3 protein-coding genes are annotated in these 3,498 nt (G+C 63.8%); all 3 read right to left on the bottom strand.

The genetic code is table 11. The features are described from left to right. Positions 1 to 176 precede the first annotated feature (176 nt). Genes AB1781_11310 through istA form a run of 3 tightly spaced genes read right to left on the bottom strand, consistent with a single transcriptional unit; the run spans position 177 to position 2,803 of the window. Positions 177 to 482, bottom strand: coding sequence for a hypothetical protein (locus AB1781_11310; protein ID MEW5705154.1), 306 nt, complete (start codon positions 480 to 482; stop codon positions 177 to 179). Positions 483 to 513: 31 nt separating this feature from the next. After that, positions 514 to 1,311 carry an IS21-like element helper ATPase IstB gene (gene istB / locus AB1781_11305; protein ID MEW5705153.1) on the bottom strand — a complete coding sequence of 266 codons (798 nt, stop codon included), beginning with the start codon at positions 1,309 to 1,311 and terminating at the stop codon, positions 514 to 516. Then, entirely contained in the window at positions 1,283 to 2,803 is a 1,521-nt protein-coding gene (gene istA / locus AB1781_11300; GenBank protein MEW5705152.1) for an IS21 family transposase, read from the bottom strand. Before istA ends, istB begins: the two co-directional genes overlap by 29 nt. Positions 2,804 to 3,498: the final 695 nt, after the last annotated feature.

Below are 3,498 nucleotides of genomic sequence, written 5' to 3'. Positions count from 1 at the left end.
ACGGGGCGCCCATCGATGCCGCTGACGTTTTCTTTGCAGACGCCGGCGTTGACGCGAATCCGGCGACTGACACAGGTTGGGAGGACGCCCAAGATGCATCCGATGCCGGCGGGGTTTTGGACGGCGGTGCCGATTGTTGCCGCTCTTCAAGAACCGCGTAAAAATGGACTGGCCGGTCACAAGTTTTTGAGGAAGTCATCGGCTGGCAGTTGTGCGGGGCGGCGGTTGTTCACTTCCAAGGCATGACGGTAGGTTTCGAGGGTGTCCAAGAGAGCGCGACTCTGGGAGGCGATGGCGTCGGCGACCCATGCCGGGAGGAAGGGGTGCTCCGTTTCGCGGAGGCCCTCCGTCTCGAAGATCTCGGGGTAGTCGGCGGCGAGAGTGGCCATGGTCAGGTGGAGGGTCGCTTCGAGAGCGGCGAGGATGGCGCGTTCGGGGGCTTCATCGAGTTCCGGCGGTGTGGGGAGGGGCAGAGGTTCCATGATGTGGTCTCCTTTCGTCGTTGTTTTGGCATCAAGGCGTGTTGCCGGGACTGGTTGAGTGATTTCTGCGGGCTTGCCGTTCTTCGGCCTCGCGGCTGCGGTAGCTCTCGCCCTTGATGAGGATGACCTCGGAGTGGTGGGTGAGGCGGTCGATGAGGGCGGAGGCGCAGGCGGCGTTTGGGAAGACGTTGTGCCAGTCGCGGAAGGCGAGGTTGGTGGTGACGACGGTGGATTTCTGCTCGTAGCGGCGGGAGACGACTTGGAAGATGAGGTCGGCGGCGTGGTTGTCGTAGGAGAGGTAGCCGACTTCGTCGATGACGAGGCATTTGGGCTGTGAGTAGAAGTGCAATCTGCGTTCGAGAGCGCGGCTGCCCTCCTGCTTGCCGAGGTCGAGGAGGAGGTCGGATGCAGTGACGAAGGTGGCGGAGTGGCCCATGAGGATGGCGGTGTTGGCGAGGTTTTTGGCAATCATGGTCTTCCCCAGCCCCTGATTGGCCACGAGGACGACGTTTTCGGCGTGTTCGACGAACTCAAGCGACAAGGTGCGCTCGACGGCGGGGCGGTCGATGTACTCAGGCCAGTTCCAGTCGTAGTCGGCCATGGGCTTGAAGCGGCCGAGGTGGGAACGGGCAAGACGGCGTTCGAGGCTGCGGCGGGCGCGGTCGGCAAGTTCGGTTTTGGCGATCTCTTCGAGCATTTGGGTGGGAGACCAGCGGGAGCGAGTGGCGCGGGCGATGAAGTCCGGCAACTCGTCGGCGGTGCGGATGAGGCAGAGCGAACGCAGGGATTTGGCAAGGTCGTCACTTTTTTGGGGGCTTGGCGAGTTCATCGTAGTTCTCCAGATTCGAGGGTGTAAGTCGGAGGTCGCGGATGCGAGGGTCATCAGGAAGGGCGACGGGGACGGGAGGGGGAAGGCCCTTTGCCCGGCGGCGTTGTTCGAGGATGTGGGCCACGGCCCCCGCGCTCGGGGCGCGGCGGTTCAGTGCCGCGATCACCGCCACACGAAGTTCTTGCGCCCCGTATTCGTCGAGGAGCTTTTTGAGACGCACTGTGTGGTGCCCCAAGGCTTCGCCGCGCTCCGCAAGGGCGGTAAACAGCTCGTCGGTCTCTGGGACCGCCGCCCGAAGGCAGTCACGTCCGGTGAGCAGGCGGGCGTTGCGTTTGGCTGCTGCGAGTTCTTCGACGTGGGCGGGGTTCTCCACGACCACCCCTTTGTCGTAGGAGCGTTTGTGGCAGGCGATCTGGTCCGTGCCGCGGTCTCCTGCCGCCCCCGTGGGGTTTAGCAGCCGGACGGTTGTGGGGCTGGCGACCAGGGTGAGGGGTTGTTGCGCGAGCTTGTGCGGGATGGAGTAGAGGTTGCAGTCGAATCGGATGTAGGGGGTCTTGCCCGACGAGACGGCGCGCACGAGATCGGTCTCGAAGGGATGCTCTGGAAGAGGCAGAAGCAGGTTGCGCTCGTGCGCGAGGGCATCTGCAACGGTCATGCTTTTGTCGTTTGGGACGGAGCGGGCGTGGGCGATTTCGTCGCGCCACCTGCGGAACTGGGCGTTGAGGTCGTCGAGGTCGCGATAGGTGCGGGCGGCGATAAACGAAGTGCGGAGGTACTGGATGGCCCTCTCGACGCGGCCCTTTTCGTTGCCCCTGGCGGGAGCACACGGGCGCGGGGCGAAGTGGTAGTGGCCGCAGAACTCCAGAAGGCGCGGGTGGAACCGGATTGCGTCGCCGCGGCGTTCAAGCACCGCGCTTTTCAAGTTGTCGTAGAGGATGGAACGCGCCACGCCCCCGAAGTACTGGAACGCCTCGACGTGGCCCCGAAGGAAGCTTTCGAGCGTCTGGTCAACGGTAAACAGGGCGTGTATGGCGCGGGACCACGAGAGGACCATCACGAAGCAACTCAGTGGCCTTGTCGCCCGTCCGATGCGAATCCTGTCGAACGAGCCCCAATCCACCTGGGCCTGCTCCGCCGGAAGTACGCGCAGGCGCAGGTACGCCTCGGCAGCCGGTCGCGGGCGCAGGCGGGCAACCAGCCTGCGGAGTTGCACTGGCGATTGTCCGGCGAAGCCCCGCTGCCGAATCATCTCGAAGATCCGCGTGGCGCGCAGTTTGGGATACCGCACAAGAGTATCCCTTATGAACGGAACGAAGGGGTCGAGCATCGAGGGCCGGACTATGCGTGGGACAGCCGAGTTGAACCGCTCGGACTCAATGGCATTGAGCACCGTATCGCGATGAATCTTGAGCGCGCCGACAATCGTGCCCACCCGCCAGTGCTCGGCGTAGAACAGGCGACGAATCTCGGCTCGGAGTTCCGGTGTAATCATGCCGCCCTCCGATCACGGCGGCCAATGCTCGTACCAAGGCACCTCCCACCACCTGACCCACCGGCTCTTCTTCCTGCAGACCCGGCATCGCATGGGCTTGCGAAGCCGTATCTTCCTCTCTTGCCGACCATGTCCACTGTCTTCCTTCCCGGCTTCTGCAGCCGTGTCCGTCGTTACGACGGCCACGTTGCCAGACCCGGGTGGAGGGGGGGAAGTTTGATCCGTCACGCGGGACTTGAGACGCGCCCGGTAGGCCGCCTGACGATCCCGGTGGTCATCCCGTCCCGCCTCGCTCTGCTGATGCCGCATCCGTGCCTGCCGCCGTGTCCGCGCATAACCCTCGTCCCTGCAGTCGTCGCAGCAGTAGGCGTGGCCCCTGTCGCAGCACCCGCAAATCCCGAACGGCCTTCCGCACCACCGGCACGTCCGCATCCGAAGAACCAGACACACGTCCTCGTCCGCCGCCGACGGGACTCGACAACCTCCCCTCTTGTGTGGGATACACTGAAATCACGGGCACCAACCCGTTTCAGTCCCCGAGGGCTTGGACTACCATTCCAAGCCCTCACCCATTTCAAAGTCCCCGCCGGGCAGTCGAACGCTACACCCCTTCGACCACCCCTTTCATTTCCCCGCTTTTACTTCCTTGTCGGCTACACGATCAGATTTGCGCGGTTACTGAAGAGCGTTGACAC

Source organism: Pseudomonadota bacterium, assembly GCA_040752895.1.
Taxonomy (GTDB): Bacteria; Pseudomonadota; Alphaproteobacteria.
This window is presented reverse-complemented; position numbering and strand designations above follow the sequence as displayed.

Coding starts and splice junctions, on each gene's coding strand:
- istB (MEW5705153.1), bottom strand. CDS start 1,311: ATGAACTCGCCAAGCCCCCAAAAAAGTGACGACCTTGCCAAATCCCTG.
- AB1781_11310 (MEW5705154.1), bottom strand. CDS start 482: ATGGAACCTCTGCCCCTCCCCACACCGCCGGAACTCGATGAAGCCCCC.
- istA (MEW5705152.1), bottom strand. CDS start 2,803: ATGATTACACCGGAACTCCGAGCCGAGATTCGTCGCCTGTTCTACGCC.